Source organism: Streptococcus sp. 9903, assembly GCF_013276625.1.
Taxonomy (GTDB): Bacteria; Bacillota; Bacilli; order Lactobacillales; family Streptococcaceae; genus Streptococcus.
In genome coordinates this window covers 1-21,180 of sequence record NZ_VMLI01000030.1, presented here as the reverse complement: position 1 = coordinate 21,180, position 21,180 = coordinate 1, and the positions used below count along the sequence as shown (strand labels likewise).

Below are 21,180 nucleotides of genomic sequence, written 5' to 3'. Positions count from 1 at the left end.
AAAAATCACTTGGGATTTTTTGAATCAAGAAAATAGTTCTCTAGGAAACTTTTTCTTGACATCTCTTTTCAAAGTGGTAAAATAGTTCTCATGAAAACTTATTTAGTTCCTAGGAGAACTAAATTTGATAGTTAGAAAGGAGTTAGTATGGATAAACCGATGTTAGTCTTTAAGCGTTTTGGTCATCAGATTCACCTGATGGTGCAAAAGGAAGCCAAACGTTGTGGTATTGAATTTATGGGTGGGCCTCAAGGTCAGGTTGTGCGTTTTTTAGATAATCGTGAGAAAAACCAAGACTTGGTCTTGATTAAAGATATCGAGCAGGAACTCAATATTACCAAGTCTGTTGCTAGTAATTTGGTCAAGCGTATGGTGCAAAATGGTTTGGTGGAATTGGAGGCGAGTCCTGTTGATAAGCGGGCAAAATTTGTTTGTTTGACGGACAAAGCACGTTCTCAAATGCAGCAGGTTAAGGCCTTCTTTGAACGCATAGACAAGCAGTTGATGGAAGACATTGATGAAGATGAATTACTGATTTTTGAGAAAGTTCTCGGTCAACTACAGGCAAATATCGAGGGAATAGGAGGAGAGAATGAAGAAATTAGCCAAACGAATTAGTAGGAAAGAATGGGGGATGATTTTACTAGCCATTCTCTTTACCTGCCTTTCGGTCTATCTGGAGTTGGAAGTGCCGACTTATATCTCGAAAATTACGGATTTGCTAGGTAGTCAAGGAACTAATTTAGATGAGTTGTGGCAGCCGGCAAGCATGATGGTGGGAATGTCCTTTCTTGCCTTCTTGTCCGTAGTTGCAGTTGGATTTTTTGCATCCCGAGTGGCGGCTTCTTATACTAGTAGGCTGAGAAGTGATATTTTTAACCGAGTTTTGGATTACTCGCAGACAGAGATTAAGAAATTCTCTATTCCCAGTCTTTTAACTCGTACCACCAATGATATTACTCAAGTTCAAATGTTGATTACCATGGGCTTGCAAGTAGTTACGCGTGGTCCAATTATGGCTATCTGGGCTATTGGGAAGATTTTAGGTCATTCAGAATACTGGCTCTGGTCCGTTCTTGTAGCAGTGATTGTCAATGTTTTGATGACGACAGTCTTGATGACGCTAGCCTTTCCAAAACAGTCCTTGATTCAAAGTCTGACTGATAAACTGAACAGTATCACTCGTGAGAGTTTAACAGGTATTCGTGTTGTTCGCGCCTACAATGCTGAAGAATACCAAAATGAAAAATTTGCAGCAGCAAATGATGAATTGACACGCTTGAATTTGTTTGTCAACCGTCTTATGGCTATTTTGAACCCTATCATGATGGGGATTTCAAGTGGTTTGAGTGTGGCGATTTACTGGATTGGGGCCTATGTGATTAACGACGCTGCTGCGACAGCGCGTCTGCCTCTCTTTAGTGACATGATTGTTTTCATGTCTTATGCCATGCAGGTTGTCATGGGCTTCCTTCTCATGGGAGCACTCTTCATCGTTCTTCCTCGAACCATGGTTTCTGCCAAACGGATCAACCAAGTTTTAGATTTGCATTCTTCTATCCAAAACCCTGCTCAAGTGCAGCTTGCTGATGAAAACCTTAAAGGTCAGGTCGAATTTAAGGATGTGACCTTCCGCTATGCGGCAAATTCGGAGGCAGTTATCGAGCATGTTAGCTTTAGAGCAGAAGCTGGTCAAACAGTGGCCTTTATTGGTTCAACAGGTTCTGGTAAGTCAACTCTGGTCAATCTGATTCCACGTTTCTACGATGTATCAGCAGGGCAAATTCTGGTGGATGGTGTCAATGTTCAAGACTATGCCTTAGAAGATTTGCGCAACAAGGTTGGTTATATTCCTCAGAAAGCGGTTCTCTTTTCAGGTGATGTCAAGGGCAATTTGGACTTTGGACAGAGTCAAGAAACACCACTTAGTGAGCAAGCTATGTGGCAAGCCTTGGAATTGGCCCAGTCTAAGAACTTTATCGAAGACAAGGAAGCGGGTTTAGAGTCAGAAGTAGCCCAAGGAGGAACCAACTTCTCAGGTGGTCAAAGACAGCGTCTAGCAATTGCGCGTGCCTTAGCTCGGAAGCCAGAAATCCTCATCTTTGATGACTCCTTCTCAGCCTTGGACTACAAGACAGACCGTGTCCTACGCCAAGAGCTAGCAGAGAAAACCAAGTCTATGACCAAGCTTATCGTCGCACAGCGTATTTCAACGATTATGGATGCTGATTTGATTTTGGTCTTGGATCAAGGAAAAGTCGTGGGACAAGGCACCCACAAGGAACTTCTAGCTAATAACGAAGTTTACCAAGAAATTGCCTATTCACAACTATCGAAGGAGGAATTGGAACATGGAAAATAAGAAAATGTCTCTCTGGAAACAGAGTAAACCCTATCTTGCAGGCCTCCAGTTTGCCCTTTTGATTGCTTTTCTAGCAACAATCGTATCCAATATCATTACCGTATATGGTCCAACCCGTATTAAGGAAATGACCAATATCATTGCCAGTGGTCTGGGAACCAGTGTAGATGTCGCGGCGGTTGCAGCCATCGGTAGTTTTTTGGCCGTCATCTATGTGATTGGACTTTTATCCAATTATTTGCAGGCCTTTCTGTTTACAACAGCCATTCAACGTTTTTCAGAGCGTTTGAGATCAGCCATTGCAGAGAAAATCAATCGCCTTCCATTGGGGTATTTTGATGGACATTCTCAAGGAGATACCTTGTCTCGTGTGACTAATGATGTTGATACTGCAGCCCAGTCCCTTAATCAAAGTCTGGGAACAGTTCTTTCATCTAGTTTATTGGTCTTAGCAGTCTTGGTAACCATGTTTGGGATGAACTGGATTTTAGCCTTGGTGACGGTTGTTTCAACTCTTGTTGGATTTGCTTTCGTGTCTGTCTTTATGGGCAAATCCCAGGGCTTCTTTAAGAGTCAGCAACAGAATTTGGCAGCTGTCAATGGCTATGTGGAGGAAATGTACTCTGGTCATAATGTGGTGACTAGTTATAATGCTATCGAGAGTACGAAAGAAGAATTTGCAACATTAAATCATCGTCTGTATGATAGTATCTGGAAATCTCAATTTATTTCAGGGATTATGATGCCGATTATGATGTTCATTGGGAACTTTAGCTATGCCTTGGTGATTATCGTTGGTGCAGCCTTGGCTCTGAATGGGCACATCAGTATCGGGATTATCGTTGCCTTTATGGCCTACGTTCGTATCTTTTCTCAGCCCCTTTCTCAAATTGCTCAAGGTATTACTAGTTTGCAGCAGGCTAGCGCAGCCATGGGGCGTGTCTTCGAATTTCTAGCTGAAGAGGAAATGGAAGATGAATCCCATAAAGAAAGACAATTGAGCGATATGAAAGGTCAAGTGGTCTTTGATCGAGTTTCCTTTGGCTACACACCAGAGCGAACCATTATCCATGACTTTTCTGCGACCGCTCATGCAGGGCAAAAGGTTGCCATTGTTGGACCGACCGGGGCTGGTAAGACAACTATTGTTAATCTTTTGATGAAGTTCTATGAGATTGATAAGGGAAGTATCCGCATCGATGGTGTAGATACCAAAGAGATGAAGCGTTCGGAAGTACATGATGCCTTTTCAATGGTCCTGCAGGATACTTGGCTCTTTGAAGGGACCATTCGCGACAATCTTATCTATAATCAAGAGGGTATTAGTGATGAGCGCGTGATTGAAGCCAGCAAGGCTGTAGGGATTCACCACTTTATCATGACCCTACCAGATGGTTACGATACAGTCTTGGACGACACGGTAACCTTGTCTGTCGGGCAAAAACAACTCTTGACCATTGCTCGTGCTTTGCTGAAAGATGCGCCACTCCTAATCCTAGATGAAGCGACTTCTTCTGTTGATACTCGGACGGAGGAATTGATTCAGAAAGCTATGGATCGTTTGATGGATGGCAGAACTTCCTTTGTCATCGCCCACCGCTTGTCAACTATCCGAAATGCTGACTTGATCCTTGTCATGAAAGATGGCAATATCATTGAGCAAGGCAATCATGATGAGTTGATGGCACAAGGAGGCTTCTACGCTGATCTCTACAACAGTCAGTTCACAGAAGATGAGGCAGAAGAATAAATCGAAAGAAGGCTTGACGGCCTTCTTTTTCTGCACTATACTAGAAGACAAGTGCTTCCCTATAAGCAAAATTTGAGTAAGTAATGAGAAAATATATGAAGAATTATCAAGAATGGTATGACCACATTGCTGGTAACATTGAAAATAAGCCCTTTCTTCTGAGATTGTTAAGAGCTTTCAATCGGTTCATGACGGTAGTTATGCCTATGATTTATCTAACCTTGTTAGCAACTACCTATCTCCAAGAAGGACTTGGGAAAAAGATATGGATCTACTTGTTTGTTCCTGCGTCAGGCTTTGTGATTTTGTCCCTTCTCCGTAAGAAAATCAATGCTCCTAGACCTTATGAAGTTTGGGACATTACCCCGCTACTAGATAGAGATAGTCTTGGTCAGTCTATGCCCAGTCGTCATGTCTTTTCGGCAACCATCATCTCCATGGCTTGCTTACATGCTAGTTTATCTGTAGGGGTTATCTTGTTGGTCTTTTCAGCCCTCCTCGGTCTAGTGAGAGTACTAGGTGGAGTGCATTTTCCCAAGGATGTAGTAGTTGGTTATATTTGTGGTCTTGTGTGGGGTGTGCTTTTCTTTCTATTTTGACCTGTAAGTTAATACTCAATGAAAATCAAAGAGCAAACTAGGAAGCTAGCCGCAAGCTGTACTTGAGTACGGTAAGGCGACGCTGACGTGGTTTGAATTAGTATAAGGCGGTCCTAGAACCACTTACGTGCCTAAAGTAACCACTTGCTTTTTTGCTCTTGTTTTCTTATTTTGGCTTTGATATAGTAGAGTCAGAAAGGAGATGGAATGAAGTTACGAATCGAAATTGACAGCAATTTAGAGGAAACTGGAATTGTCATCAAGTGATGTATCTATGTCCTACAGCGTGGATGATGTAGTGTCAAATGTTTTAAAAAAATGAATGATATTGGACAGTTTTTTTGGCCTCTAATTGCTCAGGAGCTATGAAAGCAAGCGCTTGGGTTTATGACAAGGGAGAATGGTATTATGTAAGTTCTTCTGGTTCCATGCTAGCGAATGATTGGGTCAAAGACAATGGCAAGTGGTATTATCTGGCTTCATCAGGTAAGATGCTTCGTAATACCTACACATCAGATGGTTACTACGTTGGTAACTCAGGCGCCTGGCAATAAGAATAATACTCTTCGAAAATCTCTTCAAACCACGTCAGCGTCATCTACAACCTCAAAGCAGTGCTTTGAGCAACCTGCGGCTAGCTTCCTAGTTTGCTCTAGTATAAGAAGTCCTTTTCCTTAAAGGAAGAGGCTTTTTACTTGCTTTTCTGCTGCTTCCTCATTTGTCCTGAAGCGTTTTTTGTGTTAAAATGAATGGTATGAAAGTTAAAAAAATGTGGATGGCAGGCTTGGCTCTGCTTGGTATTGGAAGCCTTGCCCTTGCTACGAAAAAAGTTGCAGATGACCGCAAGCTCATGAAGACTCAGGAAGAGTTGACAGCGATTGTGCGAGACCATTTTTCAGACATGGGGGAAATTGCGACCCTCTATGTTCAAGTTTATGAAAGTAGTTTGGAGAGCTTGGTTGGTGGCGTCATTTTTGAGGATGGCCGTCATTATACCTTTGTCTATGAAAATGAAGACCTGGTCTATGAGGAGGAATTCTTATGATACAACCAGCAAGTTTAGAAGAATTGGCATCTTTAGTAGAAAAAGATGGGAAGAAGGTCTTTCTTTTTGTGGCGGACTGGTGTGGCGATTGTCGTTATATCTATCCTGCCTTGCCAGAAATTGAGGAGACCAATCCAGAGTTCACCTTTATTCGTGTGGACCGAGACCAGTATATGGATTTGGCCAAACTCTGGGATGTTTATGGAATCCCCAGCCTTGTTGTTCTAGAAAAGGACAAGGAAATCGGCCGTTTTGTCAATCGCGACCGTAAAAGCAAGCAACAAATTAACGACTTTTTAGCAGGACTGAAATAGGAGAAAAAGGAAACAATGATTTTTACATATAATAAAGAACATGTCGGTGATGTCCTTATGGTCATCGTGAAAAATAGCGGAGATGCCAAACTAGATGTGGAGCGCAAAGGCAAGGTAGCTCGTGTTTTTCTCAAAGAGAATGGAGAAACAGTAGCTTGGAATATTTTCGAAGTTTCAAGTTTGTTTGAAATTGCAGATCGCGGTCAAGTCTTTTTGACAGATGAGCAAGTCGCTCGTTTGAACCAAGAGTTGCAAACGGAAGGTTTTACAGAAGAACTTATCAACGACAAGGAACCTAAGTTTGTTGTTGGTGAGATTGTCGAGATGATAGCTCATCCAGATAGTGACCACCTCAACATCTGCCAAGTTGCAGTCGCAAGCGACAAGATAGTGCAAATCGTTGCAGGGGCTCCCAATGCGCGTGTTGGATTGAAAACCATTGTAGCTCTTCCTGGAGCTATGATGCCAAAAGGCAATCTCATTTTCCCAGGCCAGCTTCGTGGCGAAAAGAGTTTTGGCATGATGTGCAGTCCTCGTGAATTGCATCTGCCAAATGCTCCGCAAAAACGTGGTATTATTGAATTATCAGAAGACCAAGTTGTCGGAACTCCATTTGACCCAGCTAAGCACTGGACTGCCTAGGAAGTTGTTAATATCTGATAGACTAGATAGAAGGAAATAAGATGGCAAAAAATGTAGTGATTACAGGAGCGACCTCAGGCATTGGTGAAGAGATTGCGCGTGCATATCTGGAGCAGGGGGAGAATGTCGTTCTAACAGGGCGACGGACAGCCAGACTAGAAACCCTCAAGTCAGAATTTGCAGCAACTTATCCAAATCAAACAGTTTGGACTTTTCCACTAGATGTCACTGATATGGCTATGGTCAAGACTGTCTGCTCTGATATTCTAGAAACGATAGGGCAGATTGATATCTTGGTCAATAATGCTGGACTGGCTCTTGGATTGGCTCCCTATCAGGACTATGAAGAGTTGGATATGCTGACCATGTTGGATACCAATGTCAAGGGTCTGATGGCGGTTACTCGCTGTTTCTTGCCAGCAATGGTAAAAGCCAATCAGGGGCATATTATCAATATGGGGTCAACCGCAGGAATTTATGCTTATGCAGGTGCAGCTGTTTACTCAGCGACCAAGGCGGCAGTTAAGACCTTTTCAGATGGTCTGCGAATTGATACCATCGCAACGGATATCAAGGTGACGACCATTCAGCCTGGAATTGTCGAAACAGATTTTTCTACAGTGCGTTTTCATGGTGATAAAGAACGAGCTGCGTCCGTTTACCAAGGAATAGAAGCTTTGCAAGCTCAGGATATTGCAGACGCAGTAGTCTATGTGACCAGTCAACCTCGTCGTGTGCAGATTACAGATATGACCATTATGGCAAATCAACAAGCGACAGGTTTCATGGTTCATAAAAAATAAAAAATTTCCTCGAAAAGTTACAAGTTTCTGTAACTTTTTTTAATTTCCTACGAATAGATAAGTAGGAGGAAAAAATATGTATAATAAAGTTATCATGATTGGGCGTTTGACGTCTACACCAGAATTGCACAAAACCAGCAATGACAAGTCAGTAGCACGAGCAACTATCGCTGTGAACCGTCGTTACAAAGACCAAAACGGTGAACGTGAAGCTGATTTTGTTAATATGGTTTTATGGGGGAGACTAGCGGAAACTTTGGCAAGCTATGCAACCAAAGGTAGTCTTATTTCTGTGGATGGAGAATTGCGTACTCGTCGCTTTGAGAAAAATGGCCAGATGAACTACGTGACCGAAGTACTTGTTACAGGATTCCAACTCTTGGAAAGTCGTGCCCAACGTGCCATGCGTGAAAATAATGCAGGGCAGGATTTGGCAGATTTGGTCTTGGAAGAGGAAGAATTGCCATTTTAAACATTAAAAAGTCTGAGTTGGTCTCAGGCTTTTTTATACTGTCTAAATGTGTTACAATGAACTAGTTGAAACTTTTTGGAGGTTGAAATGAGTAGAGATTATACAAGAACAATCGTCAAAATTATATTTTGTACAGTAGTTGTATTTGTTTTTGCGATTTATACTCATGTGAGTCAGACAGATCCTATTCCGGGACAAATAAAAGTTGGAGCGACTTATATGACGATGAATAGTGAATTTTATAGACATTTACATAATGAGATTCAACGCTATTCTGATTCAGAAGGTCAGATATTGTATACTCGGGATGCAGAGATGAGTGAAGAAAAACAGAGTAAACAAATTGATGAGTTTATAGCGAAGCGAGTGAATGTTATTGTTATTAATCCAGTTAAGAGTGATAGCAAGCAAATTGTAGAAGCGTTAAGTAGAGCAAAGAATTTTGGAATTAGAGTTATAGCAGTAGATAGTCAGTTGAATAATATAAAAGTTGATACGAGCATAGTTTCTGATAATTACCATGCTGGGATATTGATTGCCAAGGATTTGATGAAACGTACCTCAAATGCCCATATCCTTTTGTTAACGCACAAAGATGCTTTATCAGCTAATCAGAGAATAACTGGTTTTTTGGATACAATAAAATCAGAAGAACATTATCAAATTATCTCAGAAAGAGAAACAGTTGGTCAAACAGAGCATGCTATGACTACTGTAGGTGATGCGTTATCTGAAGGTTTACAATTTGATGCTATAGTGGCTTTAAATGATAGAGCAGCTATAGGAGCTTTAGCAGCAATTAAAGAATTGAAAGTAACTTCAAAAAAACTTATTTACGGAATAGATGGTTCACCAGATATGAAGCATTTATTAGCTACAACAGATGAAGTGACAGGAACGGTTGCTCAATTTCCATCTCATATGGGTAGAAAAGTATCGGAAACAATAGATTTATTAGTAAAAAAAGAAGAAGTTGAAGAATTATATACTATACCTGTACAATTTGTTGATAAAAATAATATAATTCAGTTTGATATTAATGGGTGGCAGTAATGAAACAGGTAAAAGGTGTCCAGTACTCTATAATTTTGCTTTTATTAATTAATTTTCTAACCATTATATACAATGGAGCTTTGTATATACAGATTACAAACTATGTAATTTCAAAGGGACAGATGATACTCTTATTGGGAGAATTAAACAATATTTCAAAATCACCTGACCAGATTTTTTGGTATTCAATTATTTTTTTTGTCGGTATTATTTTTATATCTACCTATAAAATGTATTCAACTGAGAAAAAATGGCCAATTTTTTCAAAATGGAATTTGTTTGAAATAGTATTAATGATTGGTGTTATATGGTCACAAAATCTGTCATACAATGGAATAATATTATTAGTTTTTGCTGATATATTCTATAGTTCAAGAGAGTTTCAAGACTCTGATAGTAAACGTTCTTGGATTATTTTTATTTTCTTGAGTTTTTTAATGTTACTTTTAACAGACTATGAAATCTTGTCACTATTTATAAAAGTTCCATCTCTTTCTACCTATATCCAATTTTACCCATCGTCCATACGAGGTGTAGTGTTATTTTTAGAAAATGCATTGACGTCATTAAACGTTATTATTTTCATCATCTCTTTATTGTCTTATATCCTATACGTGATTAAAGAACACCATAATATTGAGGAAGAGCTTAAAATGTTATCTAGAGTCAACACTGAATTGAATCATTACATATCGTTATCAGAGAAAATCGCTGAAGATCGAGAAAGGAAAAGAATTGCTCGGGAAATTCATGATACTCTAGGTCATGCGTTGACAGGAATTTCAGCAGGGATTGATGCTGTTTCTGTACTAATTGATGTTCATCCTATCCGTGCTAAAGAACAGTTGAAAAATGTTTCAAATGCAGTTAGAGAGGGGATAAAAGATGTTAGGGGATCATTACATAGACTAAGACCAGGAGCTTTGCAAAATAATGGTTTAAAAGATGCTCTAATATTAATGATTAGTGAGTATGAGTCTCTATCTAAACTCTCTGTCGATCTAAAATATGAATGGGGAAATATTGATTTAGATGTGATACAGGAAGATACTATTTTTAGGATTATACAAGAATCTATGACAAATTCTGTTCGTCATGGACATGCTAGTAAAATGAGCATTCGCTTTATGAGTGAGGATAACAACATAATAGTTTTGCACGATAATGGAATAGGTTTTGACGACTTACAAATTGGGTATGGCTTGAAACAAATGAGAGAGCGAGTTTCTATTTTAGGTGGTTCTATTCATTTTGAAAATAGGGAAGGATTTTACACTAAAATAGTTTTTCCAAAAATAGGAGGTGAAGTATATGATAAAGGTAATGATTGCAGATGATCAGGCGTTAATTAGAGAGTCTTTGCAGATCATTTTATCAGTATATGCTGATATTGATGTTGTATCCGTCGTTGGTGATGGTATCGAAGCTATGGATAACATTATGACTGTAAAACCGGATATAATTTTAATGGACATTAGAATGCCCAGAATGGACGGAGTATTGGCTACAAAAGAAATCAAAAAACGTTTTCCAAATATAAAAATTATAATCTTAACAACATTTGATGACGACGAATTTATTTTTAGTGCTTTAAAATATGGTGCATCTGGCTATTTATTAAAAGGAGTTTCAACAGACGAGTTATATCAAGCCATTCAGACAGTGTATAAAGGTGGATCTATGATTAATCCTAATATAGCCAGTAAGGTATTTCAATTGTTCTCTCAGATGGCACAGACCAATTTTTCTATTACTGTGAAGGAAGAGAATATTGAAAATATATCACTGACAGAATGGAAAATTATTCAGCAAGTGGCATTTGGAGAATCAAATAAGGAAATTGCCAGTAATCTTTTTTTATCCGAGGGAACAGTGCGCAATTACCTTTCTATCATTCTTTCAAAACTAAATTTGAGAGATAGGACACAGTTAGCCATATGGGCTGTACAAACAGGTGTGACACAAAAGAATTTTTCGAAGGAAATGGATAAATGAAAGTAAAGCAATTGTTTCTAGCGATACTGTTTGTGCTAAGTTGCTTGAGTTTATTTCTTATTTGGGAAAACAAGCAGATAAAGATTATTAGACTGGGTTTTTATTCTGATTCTAGTTGGGGAATTCCTACAGGGAATAACAGCTACGTACTAGATGAGGCTATTAAGAAATTTGAAGAGCTTCATCCAGGGGTTAAAATTGTATATGATTCAGGTATTCCTAAGGAGGAGTATTCTAATTGGATTTCAAGTCAAATTTTAAAAGGTTCTGAACCGGATGTCTTTCTATTATCAAGCGACCAATTATCTTTATTTGCATCAAAAGGTATTTTAAAAAACCTAAATTCCTATCTGTCTCAAGAAGATGCCTCTAATTTCTATGATGTATCTTTGCAGGCAGCAAAATACGGAGATGATTTATACGGTCTTCCATATGAAAGCAATCCCATGTTGATGTGTGTAAATCAAGATTTACTTTTAAGAGAGGGCATTGAAATTCCTAAAGTAGGGTGGACACTGAAAGATCTATATGAGATTAGTAAAAAAATTACAAAAGATACCGATGGAGATGGAATCGTTGATCAATTTGGGATAACAGGATATAGTTGGAAAGAATCTCTAGCAGCCTTTGGTGTTACTATTTCTGAGAGTGGTATTCCTCGTATAGATTCGTCAGAAATGAAGGATGCTTTATCCTATATAAGGGGATTGAATCAATTAAACGGACGCTACAAAGTAACCTATAAAGATTTTGATGAAGGACATGTGGCCTTTTATCCAATGAGTCTGGCACAATATCGTACATATAAACCTTTTCCTTATCATGTGGCCAAATATACAAATTTTAACTGGACATGTATTTCGTTGCCAACGACTAAGGAAGACATTCGTTCGACTGTAACAGATACTTCCTTATACGTGGTTTCTTCGCGTGCTCGCAATTCAAACCTTGCCGTATCGTTTATAGAATTTTTAACAATTAATCGTGAAATTCAACAAAATTTATTTAATAAGGGTCAAGGAAGCTCAGTATTACCAGAGGTAGTAACTAGTTTGAAGAGTGAAGAGTTGATGAAGAAAGGAATGATTGGTCAAAATGCCTTAACGACTACTTCATTGGATTATATAATGAAAAATTCAATTACAACTATTTCAAAAGGAATAGATTCAAAATCATTGGTTGGAATAGAAGAAAGATTAGAAGCATTATCTATGGATGAAAATAACACGGATATTGAAGGTAGTCTTATTAAGTTACAAAAAGAACTAGATATAGGAATTCTTAAGTAGATGTCAAGATTATTATTTCTTAAATAATACGAACATGGCAGATGTCTTTATTGACATTTGTCATTTTTTTATTGACATTTATCAATAAACTTTTGTGACATTTAACAATTATAAAGTGAAGATAAGGATGATAGAATGAAATCAATAAAAGGAGGGAAATATGAAGCATTTGATATTAGTCAGTCATGGAGGACTCGCAGAGGGATTGAAATCATCTCTTTCTATGTTTGCTTCGGATAAGGTAGATGATGTCATAGCGATTGGCTTAAAAGATGGAGAAAGTCTTGCAGGTTTTTCTGTAGAGGTCAAGAATGTTATTGCGTCTCTGGATGAAAATGATTCGGTTCTTGTTTTAGCAGATATTGTTGGGGGAAGTCCTTTAACAACTGTTGCAACAGTATTAGAAGAATTTGGAAAATTAGAGAATGCAACTATTTTGGGAGGTATGAACTTAACAATGGCACTTACAGCAGTAGTGATGAAAGACATTCTGACTGGAAGTGAACTTGTTTCTACGATATTAAACGAATCATCATCGGCTCTACAAGAATTTGAAGTCGGATCAGATGATAATCTTAATGAAGAAGACGATATTTAGTTATATAAGGAAAGGGATAAAAAATTATGGTAGTAACATTTGTACGAATTGACGATAGAATGATTCATGGACAAACAGTCACTAGATGGGCAAAAGAACATCCATGTGATGGATTAATTGCAGTAAATGACGCTGCTGCATCTAATAAGGTTTTAATTCAGGCATATAAAGGTGCGTCAGATAAAAAAACATTTGTTTGGACAAAGGAAGCGTTTAAAGAAAAATCATCTAAAGTAACAGAATCGGATAGTAGATATTTTTTGATTACTAAGAATCCAATTGATATGAAAGAAATTTTAGTAGACCAGGGCTTTATTCCAGGAGATGTTAAAGAAATTATTGTAGGACCTGCTAACGATAGACCAGGTGCTATCAAGTTGGGAAATAATCAATCAATTACTCAAGAGGAAGCAGTTGCACTAGAAGCAATTGAAAAAGCAGGATATAAAGTTAGATTCCAATTATTACCAGATGTATCTATTGGCTATTGGAGTGATTTTAAATCAAAATTTGGATTTTAATAATGAAATAAGGAGACAAAATGATGGAAATTTCTTGGATTCAAGCAGCTCTTTTAGGATTGTTTGCAAGTTTAGCATCGATGCCAGGTATGGGGGGATCCAGTATTGGTAACTATACTTTGGGGCGTCCATTAGTTGGTGGTTTAATTGTAGGTTTAATATTAGGAGATATAACAACAGGGGTAATCGTTGGTGTGGCTTTGCAGGTATTATATATTGCCTTAGTGACACCTGGTGGAACTGTATCTGCCGATGTACGGGCAATTTCTTATATCGGAATTCCGTTATCTATCCTATTTGTTCATGCAAATAATATTTCAGGTGAAGTAGCGATTGCAGCAGCAGCAGCGCCAATTGGAGCTGCGGTTGGAACAATTGGAACTGTTTTATTCTATGGTACAGCTACTATGAATTTGCTTTGGCAACACATTGGATGGAAAGCTGTAGAGAAAGGTGATTTTAAGAAGTTATATGCTGTTGATTGGGTATATCCTTGGATTTCACATTTTATCTTTTCTTTCTTACCAACAATGATTATTACAAAATTTGGACCAGATATGGTTGATCTTATGAAATTATATCTTCCGATGGATGGTTTTGTAATGAAGTCTCTATTTACTGTAGGAGCACTCCTTCCATGTGTGGGTATTGCAATACTTTTGAAACAAATTGTTACAAAAACAACAGACTTTATTCCTTTCTTTGTCGGGTTCACGTTAGCAAAATCTTTAGGCTTGAACTTAGTAGCAAGTGGTGTTGTGTCATTAATTTTTGCAGTAATTTATTATGAATTAGAAGTTATTAAATCTGCCCGTACGACAGCGGTTGTCAGTGATATGGGATTTGATGAAGAGGAGGATATTTAGAATGAGTCGAAAAAAAATATCAAGAAAAACATTGACAAAATCATTTCACCACTGGTTCTATGGACATCTGACATGTTTTTCTCAAGAACATATGCAAACTTTTGGATATTTAACTTCTATGCTTCCAATTGTAGAAGAAATGTATGATACTAAGGAAGAGCAAAAAGAAGCTATGCAAACATACACAGCATTCTTTAATACTGAGCCACAGTTGGGTTCTCTAGTAGTTGGGATAACAGCTGGTTTGGAAGAAGCGCGTGCAAATGGAGATGCCGTAGATAGTGAAACCATCAATGGAATGCGAGCTGGTCTAATGGGGCCTATTGCAGGTATTGGAGATTCACTTATTGTAGGAACATTAATTCCTGTTCTTTTGGGGATAGCTCTAGGTCTTTCTAAAGGAGGAAATATTTCTGGTGCAATATTCTATATTATTGCATGGAATCTATTAGTCTATCTTGGAATGCGTTTTGCTTATTTTAAAGGATATGAACTTGGAGATAAAGCAGTAGAATTTTTAGTAGGTCCTAAAGGTCAGGCGCTAAGAAAATCAATTAGTGTTGTTGGTGGTATGGTCATAGGAGCTGTTGCAGCAACTTGGGTATCTGTCACTACGGCGCTAGAGCTGAAAAATGGAGATGGAGAAACATTTTTAAACTTACAAGAAAAGATTGATGGTGTTTATCCAGGTCTTTTAACAGCAGGTTTTATTGTTCTATGTTGGTGGCTGATGGCTAAAAAGAAAGTTTCTCCAAATTGGGTGATGCTATTATTGGTAGTTATTGCACTTGTGGGAGTAGCCTTAGGATTTTTCAATCCAGGATTGAAATATTAATAGCATGTAAAAAAAGCAACGGTTTGTAATCGTTGTTTTTTATATATGCGTAATATAAGGATTTAGAGTTTCGGTATTTTTTATAAAAGAATTAACGAAAATACTAATTCCATGAATCATGTTCGTTAAAATTCTACATTATTAAAGTGCAAAATAGGATAAAGAAATTCATCTATTCATCCTCAGAAAGTCAGACTTTTTTCTTGACTATTTCTGACCAAGTGATACAATAGAACTATGAATTAGCACTCAGGTATAAAGAGTGCTAATACTATCTATCTCATTATGGAGGAAATCAGATGTTGAAACCATTAGGGGACCGTGTGGTCTTAAAAGTAGAAGAAAAAGAACAAACTGTTGGAGGTTTTGTTCTTGCAGGTTCAGCCCAAGAAAAAACTAAAACAGCCCAAGTTGTGGCTACTGGACAAGGTGTTCGTACCTTGAACGGTGACTTGGTTGCTCCAAGTGTTAAAGCTGGAGACCGTGTCTTAGTTGAAGCTCACGCAGGTCTTGATGTAAAAGATGGTGATGAAAAGTACATCATCGTAGGAGAAGCTAACATCTTAGCTATCATTGAAGAATAGAAGGAGAAAGTAAGTATGTCAAAAGAAATTAAATTTTCATCTGATGCTCGTTCAGCTATGGTCCGTGGTGTCGATATCCTTGCAGACACTGTTAAAGTAACCTTGGGACCAAAAGGTCGTAACGTTGTGTTGGAAAAATCATTTGGCTCACCCTTGATTACCAATGATGGTGTGACCATTGCCAAAGAAATTGAATTAGAAGATCATTTTGAAAATATGGGTGCCAAATTGGTATCAGAAGTAGCTTCAAAAACCAATGATATCGCAGGTGACGGAACGACAACTGCAACAGTCTTGACCCAAGCAATTGTCCGCGAAGGAATCAAAAATGTCACAGCAGGTGCAAATCCAATCGGCATTCGTCGTGGGATTGAAACAGCAGTTGCCGCAGCCGTTGAAGCTTTGAAAAACAACGCCATCCCAGTTGCCAATAAAGAAGCTATTGCTCAGGTTGCTGCCGTGTCTTCTCGTTCCGAAAAAGTAGGCGAATACATTTCTGAAGCTATGGAAAAAGTTGGTAAAGATGGTGTTATCACAATCGAAGAGTCACGTGGTATGGAAACAGAGCTTGAAGTTGTGGAAGGAATGCAGTTCGACCGTGGTTATCTTTCACAGTACATGGTGACAGATAGCGAAAAAATGGTAGCTGACCTTGAAAATCCATACATTTTGATTACCGATAAGAAGATTTCAAATATCCAAGAAATCTTGCCACTCCTAGAAAGTATTCTCCAAAGCAATCGTCCACTCTTGATTATTGCGGATGATGTAGATGGTGAGGCTCTTCCAACTCTTGTTTTGAACAAGATTCGTGGAACCTTCAACGTAGTAGCCGTTAAGGCACCCGGTTTTGGTGACCGTCGCAAAGCCATGCTTGAAGATATCGCCATTTTAACAGGCGGAACAGTTATCACAGAAGATCTTGGTCTTGAGTTGAAAGATGCGACAATTGAAGCTCTTGGTCAAGCAGCGAGAGTAACTGTGGACAAAGATAGCACTGTTATTGTAGAAGGTGCTGGAAATCCTGAAGCCATTTCTCACCGTGTTGCGGTTATCAAGTCTCAAATCGAAACCACAACTTCTGAGTTTGACCGTGAAAAATTACAAGAACGCTTGGCAAAATTGTCAGGTGGTGTTGCAGTTATCAAGGTTGGAGCTGCAACTGAAACTGAGTTGAAAGAAATGAAACTCCGCATTGAAGATGCCCTTAACGCTACTCGTGCAGCTGTTGAAGAAGGTATTGTTGCAGGTGGTGGAACAGCTCTTGCCAATGTGATTCCAGCTGTTGCTGCCTTGGAATTGACAGGAGACGAAGCAACAGGACGCAATATTGTTCTCCGTGCCTTGGAAGAACCTGTTCGTCAGATCGCCCACAATGCAGGATTTGAAGGCTCTATCGTTATCGATCGTTTGAAAAATGCTGAGCTTGGTACAGGCTTCAACGCAGCAACTGGCGAGTGGGTCAACATGATTGATCAAGGGATTATCGACCCAGTTAAAGTGAGCCGTTCAGCCCTTCAAAATGCAGCATCTGTAGCCAGCTTGATTTTAACAACAGAAGCAGTCGTAGCCAATAAACCAGAACCAGCAGCCCCAGCTCCAGCAATGGATCCAAGCATGATGGGCGGCATGATGTAAGCTTTCTATAGAAAATAACTTATGAAAAATACAAAAGGAGGGAATGACTAACCCTCCTTTTTATGATATTCACTTCTAAATTGATTTGAGCTCTCCTAACTTATATGATAAAATAAGACTAGAAAAAGGAGAAGAACATGATCGATGTAGAAGAAATTCTGAGCAAGATGAACCCCAATCAGAAGATTAATTATGACCGTGTCATGCAGAAGATGGTACAAGTATGGGAGAAAAATGAGCAACGGCCAACCATTCTCATGCATGTTTGCTGTGCCCCTTGCAGTACCTATACTCTAGAATATTTGACCAAGTATGCAGATGTGACTATCTATTTTGCCAATTCTAATATCCATCCCAAGGCAGAATACCATAAGCGTGCCTATGTTACCAAGAAATTTGTCAGTGATTTCAATGAGCGAACAGGAAATACGGTCCAGTACCTAGAAGCTCCCTACGAACCAAATGAATACCGAAAATTGGTTAGAGGATTGGAGGAAGAGCCTGAAGGAGGCGATCGTTGCAAGGTTTGCTTTGACTACCGACTGGATAAGACAGCGCAAGTGGCTATGGACTTGGGTTTTGACTACTTTGGCTCAGCCTTGACCATTAGTCCTCATAAGAATTCTCAAACTATCAACAGCATAGGAATCGATGTGCAAAAGATTTATACCACTCACTATCTTCCCAGTGATTTCAAGAAAAATCAAGGCTACAAACGTTCAGTAGAGATGTGTGAGGAGTATGATATCTATCGTCAATGTTATTGTGGATGTGTCTATGCAGCACAAGCCCAGAATATTGACCTGGTTCAGGTTAAGAAGGATGCCACGGCTTTTTTGCTGGATAAGGATGTTGAAAAAGACTATTCCCACATCAAATTTACTGTTACTAAATTAGATATATAGAGACCAACCCAGCTGAAAAGCTGGGTTTTTCAAATAAAAAACCGGGGTCTTAACCCCAGTTTGACAACTTTACCGATTCTTTAGTTCTACATAGCGCTTGTACCAAATGTTTACATAGGCTTCTGAGAAAGGACCACGTCCATTGTTAATCCAATCAACAAGAATTTTGACATGTTCTTTTAAAATATAGTCCAAGTCATCAGAATAATTCATTTTGCGTTTGTGACGCTCATACTCCTCAACGTCCAAAAGACGTTTTTCCCCATCTGTAAAAATTTTAACATCCAAATCGTAATCAATATACTTCAGTGCTTCTTCATCCAGATAGTAGGGGCTAGCCATATTGCAATAGTAAGAAGTTCCATTATCACGAATCATGGCAATGATATTAAACCAATATTTCTTGTGAAAGTAAACAATAGCCGGTTCTCGAGTGACCCAACGACGACCATCACTTTCGGTAACAAGTGTATGATCGTTGACACCAATAATGGCGTTTTCTGTTGTTTTTAGTACCATGGTGTCCCGCCAAGTTCGGTGGAGACTCCCATCATGCTTATAACTTTGAATTGTAATAAAGTCGCCTTCTTTTGGAAGCTTCATAACTAACCAACTTTCTACAATTTATAAGTTTATCATTTACTATTGTACCATAAAATTATCTAAAATCTGTGAATTTCACTTGGAAATATTAAAGATATTCTCTAAGAGCGCTTGCTATATCCGAAAAATCATAGCCCTTTCGTGCTAAAACTTGAGTTAAACGCTGTTTCAGTTCGTATCCTTCATACTTTCTGGCATACTTAGCATATTGCTTATCAAGTTCCTTGAAGATGAGTTCTTGAGTCGTTTCTTGGTCAACTTGGATATCTAAGTCGTCAAAGGCAATTTTAGCATCAGAATAAGAGAAGCCCTTGTTAGTCAAGTTCTGGATTATCTTATCTTGCAAGGCACGAGCTGGAAGTTTTCCCTCATATTTTTTCAATAGTTTATTGGCTACACGTTGAGCAACTTCCGAAAAATCAAATTCTTTCAAGTTCTGTTCTATAGTAGATTTTGAAATCCCCTTTTGTGCTAGTTTCTGAGTCAGTACATAAGGCCCCTTGTCTCCTGAAAGTTGATTGGCATTGATGATAGCATAAGCGTACTGGCTATCATTAATCCACTTATCTTCTTTAAGATTAACAATGACTTGCGCAACTATGCTTTCATCAATATCGTATTTTTTCAGATATTCTCTGACCTCTTTTTCGGTACGTGCTTTAAAGGATAGGTGGTAGAGGGCCAGATTCTTACCGTAAGAAAATTTGGCAAAGTCCTGAATCTCTTTCAATTCCTCTTCGCTTATAACCTTATCTCTCGATAACATAAAACGAACAATTGTGTCTTCAGTGATATAGCATTTGTCGCCATTATCAAGTTCCATCAGATAGAGTCTTTTTTTCTTTTCAAGTTTTGTGATTTTCATAGTTCTATTATAACTCAAAATGTGATAAGATAGGGGTATGAATCTGAAAGTGAAACAAAAAATACCATTAAAAATCAAGCGCATGGGAATTAATGGTGAGGGAATCGGCTTTTATCAAAAAACATTAGTCTTTGTACCTGGAGCTTTAAAAGGAGAAGATATCTATTGTCAGATTACTTCTATTAAACGTAACTTTGTTGAGGCAAAATTACTGAAGGTCAACAAGAAGTCTAAATTTCGAGTTGTGCCAGCTTGTACTATTTACAATGAATGCGGAGGCTGCCAAATTATGCATCTGCATTATGATAAGCAGCTGGAGTTCAAGACGGACTTACTTCACCAAGCGCTGAAAAAATTTGCCCCTGCAGGATATGAAAATTATGAAATCCGTCCAACTATTGGAATGCAGGAACCAAAGTACTACCGTGCTAAGTTACAATTTCAGACTCGAAAATTTAAGAATCAGGTCAAGGCGGGCTTATATGCACAAAACTCTCACTATTTAGTAGAGTTGAAAGACTGCCTGGTACAAGACAAGGAAACCCAAGTGATTGCTAATCGTCTAGCGGAATTACTTACTTATCACCAGATTCCAATCACGGATGAGAGAAAAGTTCTAGGTGTTAGAACTATAATGGTTCGACGAGCAAGAAAGACTGGACAGGTTCAGATTATTATTGTTACAAATCGTCAGCTTAATTTAACCCAACTAGTAAAAGACTTAGTTAAAGATTTTCCAGAAGTTGTGACAGTAGCTGTGAATACAAATACAGCTAAAACCAGTGAGATTTATGGTGAAAAGACAGAGATTATCTGGGGACAAGAGAGTATTCAAGAAGGTGTTCTCGATTATGAATTTTCACTATCCCCTCGAGCTTTCTATCAACTAAATCCTGAACAAACAGAAGTTCTTTATAACGAGGCGGTAAAAGCCTTGGATGTTAATAAAGAAGATCATTTGATTGATGCTTATTGTGGAGTTGGAACAATTGGATTTGCCTTTGCAAAGAAAGTTAAAACACTCAGAGGTATGGATATTATTCCAGAAGCTATTGAAGATGCCAAGCGAAATGCTAAAAGAATGGGATTTGACAATACTCATTATGAAGCTGGAACAGCAGAAGAGATTATTCCTCGTTGGTACAAGGAAGGATACCGAGCAGATGCACTGATTGTGGATCCACCGCGTACAGGTCTGGATGATAAGTTGTTAGACACTATTCTTACCTATGTGCCAGAAAAAATGGTTTATATTTCATGTAATGTTTCAACTTTGGCAAGGGATTTGGTAAGATTAGTAGAAGTCTACGATATCCATTATATCCAGTCGGTCGATATGTTCCCACACACCGCTCGAACTGAAGCAGTTGTAAAATTAATAAAAAAAGTTTAAAAAAGGTGTTGACAAAGTTAGAAAAGCCTGTATAATAGTAAGAGTTGA

At 38.5% G+C, this 21,180-nt stretch carries 23 protein-coding genes and 1 pseudogene; 22 read left to right on the top strand and 2 right to left on the bottom strand.

The genetic code is table 11. The annotated features are described in order from the left end of the window. Positions 1-147: 147 nt before the first annotated feature. From HT696_RS09540 to HT696_RS09440, 21 genes and pseudogenes are all read left to right on the top strand, one after another. Complete coding sequence (locus tag HT696_RS09540; RefSeq protein WP_173274866.1) at positions 148-618, top strand: MarR family winged helix-turn-helix transcriptional regulator; 471 nt, start codon at positions 148-150, stop codon at positions 616-618. Next, positions 593-2,362 carry an ABC transporter ATP-binding protein gene (locus HT696_RS09535; RefSeq protein ID WP_173283597.1) on the top strand — a complete coding sequence of 590 codons (1,770 nt, stop codon included), beginning with the start codon at positions 593-595 and terminating at the stop codon, positions 2,360-2,362. Before HT696_RS09540 ends, HT696_RS09535 begins: the two co-directional genes overlap by 26 nt. Next, the gene (locus HT696_RS09530) at positions 2,352-4,112 is read left to right on the top strand and encodes an ABC transporter ATP-binding protein (protein ID WP_173283311.1); all 1,761 of its coding nucleotides are present in this window, start codon (positions 2,352-2,354) and stop codon (positions 4,110-4,112) included. Before HT696_RS09535 ends, HT696_RS09530 begins: the two co-directional genes overlap by 11 nt. Positions 4,113-4,207: 95 nt before the next feature. Beyond that, the gene (locus HT696_RS09525) at positions 4,208-4,711 is read left to right on the top strand and encodes a phosphatase PAP2 family protein (protein ID WP_173283309.1); all 504 of its coding nucleotides are present in this window, start codon (positions 4,208-4,210) and stop codon (positions 4,709-4,711) included. 350 nt (positions 4,712-5,061) lie between these two features. Beyond that, positions 5,062-5,265, top strand: a pseudogene (locus HT696_RS09520) (N-acetylmuramoyl-L-alanine amidase family protein); the annotation flags it as partial. Positions 5,266-5,456: 191 nt separating this feature from the next. Continuing rightward, complete coding sequence (locus tag HT696_RS09515; protein ID WP_173283201.1) at positions 5,457-5,756, top strand: DUF4651 domain-containing protein; 300 nt, start codon at positions 5,457-5,459, stop codon at positions 5,754-5,756. Beyond that, positions 5,753-6,070: a thioredoxin family protein gene (locus tag HT696_RS09510; RefSeq protein ID WP_000615777.1), complete on the top strand. Its 318-nt coding sequence runs from the start codon at positions 5,753-5,755 to the stop codon at positions 6,068-6,070. Before HT696_RS09515 ends, HT696_RS09510 begins: the two co-directional genes overlap by 4 nt. Positions 6,071-6,085: 15 nt before the next feature. Then, entirely contained in the window at positions 6,086-6,712 is a 627-nt protein-coding gene (gene ytpR / locus HT696_RS09505; protein ID WP_173283202.1) for a YtpR family tRNA-binding protein, read from the top strand. A gap of 41 nt (positions 6,713-6,753) precedes the next feature. After that, on the top strand, positions 6,754-7,515 hold the full coding sequence (locus HT696_RS09500) for an SDR family NAD(P)-dependent oxidoreductase (protein ID WP_173283204.1): 762 nt from the start codon (positions 6,754-6,756) through the stop codon (positions 7,513-7,515). 76 nt (positions 7,516-7,591) lie between these two features. Then, positions 7,592-7,987, top strand: a complete 396-nt coding sequence (locus tag HT696_RS09495; RefSeq protein ID WP_173283206.1) for a single-stranded DNA-binding protein — start codon at positions 7,592-7,594, stop codon at positions 7,985-7,987. A gap of 87 nt (positions 7,988-8,074) precedes the next feature. Next, the gene (locus HT696_RS09490; RefSeq protein ID WP_173283208.1) at positions 8,075-9,040 is read left to right on the top strand and encodes a substrate-binding domain-containing protein; all 966 of its coding nucleotides are present in this window, start codon (positions 8,075-8,077) and stop codon (positions 9,038-9,040) included. Continuing rightward, positions 9,040-10,377: a sensor histidine kinase gene (locus tag HT696_RS09485; protein WP_173283213.1), complete on the top strand. Its 1,338-nt coding sequence runs from the start codon at positions 9,040-9,042 to the stop codon at positions 10,375-10,377. The genes HT696_RS09490 and HT696_RS09485 overlap by 1 nt, the downstream gene beginning before the upstream one ends. Beyond that, positions 10,352-11,035 carry a response regulator transcription factor gene (locus HT696_RS09480; protein ID WP_173283210.1) on the top strand — a complete coding sequence of 228 codons (684 nt, stop codon included), beginning with the start codon at positions 10,352-10,354 and terminating at the stop codon, positions 11,033-11,035. The genes HT696_RS09485 and HT696_RS09480 overlap by 26 nt, the downstream gene beginning before the upstream one ends. Next, on the top strand, positions 11,032-12,324 hold the full coding sequence (locus HT696_RS09475; RefSeq protein ID WP_173283211.1) for an extracellular solute-binding protein: 1,293 nt from the start codon (positions 11,032-11,034) through the stop codon (positions 12,322-12,324). Before HT696_RS09480 ends, HT696_RS09475 begins: the two co-directional genes overlap by 4 nt. A gap of 160 nt (positions 12,325-12,484) precedes the next feature. Beyond that, complete coding sequence (locus tag HT696_RS09470) at positions 12,485-12,922, top strand: PTS sugar transporter subunit IIA (RefSeq protein WP_049521658.1); 438 nt, start codon at positions 12,485-12,487, stop codon at positions 12,920-12,922. Between the two features lie 26 nt (positions 12,923-12,948). Next, the gene (locus HT696_RS09465) at positions 12,949-13,443 is read left to right on the top strand and encodes a PTS sugar transporter subunit IIB (RefSeq protein WP_020903146.1); all 495 of its coding nucleotides are present in this window, start codon (positions 12,949-12,951) and stop codon (positions 13,441-13,443) included. A 23-nt stretch (positions 13,444-13,466) separates the two neighbouring features. Further along, complete coding sequence (locus tag HT696_RS09460) at positions 13,467-14,309, top strand: PTS sugar transporter subunit IIC (protein WP_033676368.1); 843 nt, start codon at positions 13,467-13,469, stop codon at positions 14,307-14,309. Next, positions 14,290-15,144 carry a PTS system mannose/fructose/sorbose family transporter subunit IID gene (locus HT696_RS09455; RefSeq protein ID WP_033683132.1) on the top strand — a complete coding sequence of 285 codons (855 nt, stop codon included), beginning with the start codon at positions 14,290-14,292 and terminating at the stop codon, positions 15,142-15,144. Before HT696_RS09460 ends, HT696_RS09455 begins: the two co-directional genes overlap by 20 nt. Before the next feature lie 299 nt (positions 15,145-15,443). Continuing rightward, entirely contained in the window at positions 15,444-15,728 is a 285-nt protein-coding gene (groES, locus tag HT696_RS09450) for a co-chaperone GroES (RefSeq protein WP_033688179.1), read from the top strand. Positions 15,729-15,743: 15 nt separating this feature from the next. After that, the gene (gene groL / locus HT696_RS09445) at positions 15,744-17,366 is read left to right on the top strand and encodes a chaperonin GroEL (RefSeq protein ID WP_173283212.1); all 1,623 of its coding nucleotides are present in this window, start codon (positions 15,744-15,746) and stop codon (positions 17,364-17,366) included. A 137-nt stretch (positions 17,367-17,503) separates the two neighbouring features. Next, positions 17,504-18,271 (top strand): epoxyqueuosine reductase QueH, encoded by a 768-nt coding sequence (locus HT696_RS09440; RefSeq protein WP_000567567.1) that lies wholly within the window; start codon positions 17,504-17,506, stop codon positions 18,269-18,271. A 69-nt stretch (positions 18,272-18,340) separates the two neighbouring features. Here HT696_RS09440 and HT696_RS09435 read toward each other — a convergent pair whose 3' ends face one another. Both HT696_RS09435 and recX read right to left on the bottom strand, forming a co-directional pair. Next, on the bottom strand, positions 18,341-18,874 hold the full coding sequence (locus tag HT696_RS09435) for a DUF402 domain-containing protein (RefSeq protein ID WP_000775321.1): 534 nt from the start codon (positions 18,872-18,874) through the stop codon (positions 18,341-18,343). 88 nt (positions 18,875-18,962) lie between these two features. Further along, positions 18,963-19,739: a recombination regulator RecX gene (gene recX / locus HT696_RS09430; protein ID WP_173261996.1), complete on the bottom strand. Its 777-nt coding sequence runs from the start codon at positions 19,737-19,739 to the stop codon at positions 18,963-18,965. Between the two features lie 37 nt (positions 19,740-19,776). Here recX and rlmD point away from each other — a divergent pair, with 37 nt between their 5' ends. Then, on the top strand, positions 19,777-21,132 hold the full coding sequence (gene rlmD, locus HT696_RS09425) for a 23S rRNA (uracil(1939)-C(5))-methyltransferase RlmD (RefSeq protein ID WP_173218973.1): 1,356 nt from the start codon (positions 19,777-19,779) through the stop codon (positions 21,130-21,132). Positions 21,133-21,180 lie beyond the last annotated feature (48 nt).

What these genes read in the sequence shown, in the direction of transcription:
- HT696_RS09540 (WP_173274866.1), top strand. Translation starts at nt 148, where the DNA reads ATGGATAAACCGATGTTAGTCTTTAAGCGTTTTGGTCATCAGATTCAC.
- HT696_RS09535 (WP_173283597.1), top strand. Translation starts at nt 593, where the DNA reads ATGAAGAAATTAGCCAAACGAATTAGTAGGAAAGAATGGGGGATGATT.
- HT696_RS09530 (WP_173283311.1), top strand. Translation starts at nt 2,352, where the DNA reads ATGGAAAATAAGAAAATGTCTCTCTGGAAACAGAGTAAACCCTATCTT.
- HT696_RS09525 (WP_173283309.1), top strand. Translation starts at nt 4,208, where the DNA reads ATGAAGAATTATCAAGAATGGTATGACCACATTGCTGGTAACATTGAA.
- HT696_RS09515 (WP_173283201.1), top strand. Translation starts at nt 5,457, where the DNA reads ATGAATGGTATGAAAGTTAAAAAAATGTGGATGGCAGGCTTGGCTCTG.
- HT696_RS09510 (WP_000615777.1), top strand. Translation starts at nt 5,753, where the DNA reads ATGATACAACCAGCAAGTTTAGAAGAATTGGCATCTTTAGTAGAAAAA.
- ytpR (WP_173283202.1), top strand. Translation starts at nt 6,086, where the DNA reads ATGATTTTTACATATAATAAAGAACATGTCGGTGATGTCCTTATGGTC.
- HT696_RS09500 (WP_173283204.1), top strand. Translation starts at nt 6,754, where the DNA reads ATGGCAAAAAATGTAGTGATTACAGGAGCGACCTCAGGCATTGGTGAA.
- HT696_RS09495 (WP_173283206.1), top strand. Translation starts at nt 7,592, where the DNA reads ATGTATAATAAAGTTATCATGATTGGGCGTTTGACGTCTACACCAGAA.
- HT696_RS09490 (WP_173283208.1), top strand. Translation starts at nt 8,075, where the DNA reads ATGAGTAGAGATTATACAAGAACAATCGTCAAAATTATATTTTGTACA.
- HT696_RS09485 (WP_173283213.1), top strand. Translation starts at nt 9,040, where the DNA reads ATGAAACAGGTAAAAGGTGTCCAGTACTCTATAATTTTGCTTTTATTA.
- HT696_RS09480 (WP_173283210.1), top strand. Translation starts at nt 10,352, where the DNA reads ATGATAAAGGTAATGATTGCAGATGATCAGGCGTTAATTAGAGAGTCT.
- HT696_RS09475 (WP_173283211.1), top strand. Translation starts at nt 11,032, where the DNA reads ATGAAAGTAAAGCAATTGTTTCTAGCGATACTGTTTGTGCTAAGTTGC.
- HT696_RS09470 (WP_049521658.1), top strand. Translation starts at nt 12,485, where the DNA reads ATGAAGCATTTGATATTAGTCAGTCATGGAGGACTCGCAGAGGGATTG.
- HT696_RS09465 (WP_020903146.1), top strand. Translation starts at nt 12,949, where the DNA reads ATGGTAGTAACATTTGTACGAATTGACGATAGAATGATTCATGGACAA.
- HT696_RS09460 (WP_033676368.1), top strand. Translation starts at nt 13,467, where the DNA reads ATGGAAATTTCTTGGATTCAAGCAGCTCTTTTAGGATTGTTTGCAAGT.
- HT696_RS09455 (WP_033683132.1), top strand. Translation starts at nt 14,290, where the DNA reads ATGAAGAGGAGGATATTTAGAATGAGTCGAAAAAAAATATCAAGAAAA.
- groES (WP_033688179.1), top strand. Translation starts at nt 15,444, where the DNA reads ATGTTGAAACCATTAGGGGACCGTGTGGTCTTAAAAGTAGAAGAAAAA.
- groL (WP_173283212.1), top strand. Translation starts at nt 15,744, where the DNA reads ATGTCAAAAGAAATTAAATTTTCATCTGATGCTCGTTCAGCTATGGTC.
- HT696_RS09440 (WP_000567567.1), top strand. Translation starts at nt 17,504, where the DNA reads ATGATCGATGTAGAAGAAATTCTGAGCAAGATGAACCCCAATCAGAAG.
- HT696_RS09435 (WP_000775321.1), bottom strand. Translation starts at nt 18,874, where the DNA reads ATGAAGCTTCCAAAAGAAGGCGACTTTATTACAATTCAAAGTTATAAG.
- recX (WP_173261996.1), bottom strand. Translation starts at nt 19,739, where the DNA reads ATGAAAATCACAAAACTTGAAAAGAAAAAAAGACTCTATCTGATGGAA.
- rlmD (WP_173218973.1), top strand. Translation starts at nt 19,777, where the DNA reads ATGAATCTGAAAGTGAAACAAAAAATACCATTAAAAATCAAGCGCATG.